This is a genomic window from Streptomyces sp. NPDC006265 (genome assembly GCF_040613555.1).
In the GTDB taxonomy this organism is placed as follows: Bacteria; Actinomycetota; Actinomycetes; order Streptomycetales; family Streptomycetaceae; genus Streptomyces.
On sequence record NZ_JBEXSH010001463.1, the window covers coordinates 1 to 1,252 of the forward strand.

1 protein-coding gene is annotated in these 1,252 nt (G+C 77.6%); it reads left to right on the plus strand.

Features of this window, described 5'->3' with window-relative positions; genetic code table 11:
• A partial coding sequence (locus tag ABZ281_RS49830; protein ID WP_356665508.1) for an NAD(P)H-hydrate dehydratase occupies positions 1-1,243 on the plus strand: 1,243 nt, incomplete at its 5' end.
• Between the last annotated feature and the right edge of the window lie 9 nt (positions 1,244-1,252).

Here is a 1,252-nt window from a genome sequence, read left to right on the forward strand (position 1 = left end):
CCTGTACGCCGGGGCCCGGCTGGCCCGTCGGGGGGCCGGGGTCACGGCGGTGCTGCTCGCGCCGGAGCGGGCGCATGCGGCGGGGCTCGTGGCGTTGCGGCGGGCCGGGGGACGGGTCGCGGGGGCCGGTGCCGGTGAGGCGCTCGTCGACGGCGCTGACCTCGTCGTCGACGGGATCGTCGGGATCGGGGGGAAGGGCGGGCTGCGGCCGGAGGCGGTGCCGTTGGCCGCTGCCGCCGGGCGCTCGCGCGGGGCCGTGGTCGCGGTCGATCTGCCGAGCGGTGTCGACGCCGACACCGGGGAGGTGCACGGGCATGCCGTGCGGGCCGATCTGACCGTGACGTTCGGGACGCACAAGCCGGGGCTCCTCATCGATCCGGCACGGGAGTACGCGGGATCGGTGCGGCTGGTCCGTATCGGGCTGGAGCTGCCGGCCGAGCCGGAGCTGGAGGCGTTGCAGCACGAGGACGTGGCGCGGCTGCTGCCGGTGCCGGGGGCGGAGAGCGACAAGTACCGGCGGGGTGTGGTCGGGATCGCCGCCGGGTCGGCGCGGTATCCGGGGGCCGCCGTGCTCGCCGTCTCGGGCGCGCTGCGGGGCGGGGCCGGGGCCGTGCGCTACGTCGGACCGGCCGGGGACGCCGTCATCGCGCGGTTTCCCGAGACGCTCGTGTCGGATCAGGGGCCGAAGCACGCCGGGCGGGTACAGGCGTGGGTCGTCGGGCCGGGGGCCGGGGACGACGCGGTGACGGTGGCGGAGGTGCTGGCGTCGGACGTGCCGGTGCTGATCGATGCGGACGGGCTGCGGCTGGCGGACGCGGAGGTCGTGCGGGGGCGGCGGGCGCCGACGCTGATGACACCGCATGCGGGGGAGGCGGCGGCCCTGCTGGGGGTGGAGCGGGGAGAGGTCGAGGGCGGACGGCTGGCGGCGGTTCGGGAGCTGGCGCGGCGGTACGGGGCGACCGTGTTGCTGAAGGGGTCCACGACGCTGGTGGCCGACTCGGGGGGTGGGGCGGTGCGGGTGAATCCGACGGGGACGGGGTGGCTGGCCACGGCCGGGAGCGGGGACGTGCTGTCGGGGCTGGGCGGGTCCTTGCTGGCGGCGGGGCTGTCGGCGGTGGATGCGGCGAGTGCGGGGGCGTATCTGCACGGGCTGGCCGGGCGGCTGGCGGCGGACGGCGCGCCGGTGGGGGCGCATGACGTGGCGGATGCCGTTCCGGAGGCCTGGCGGAATGTCCTTGGCTGAGTGACCTGC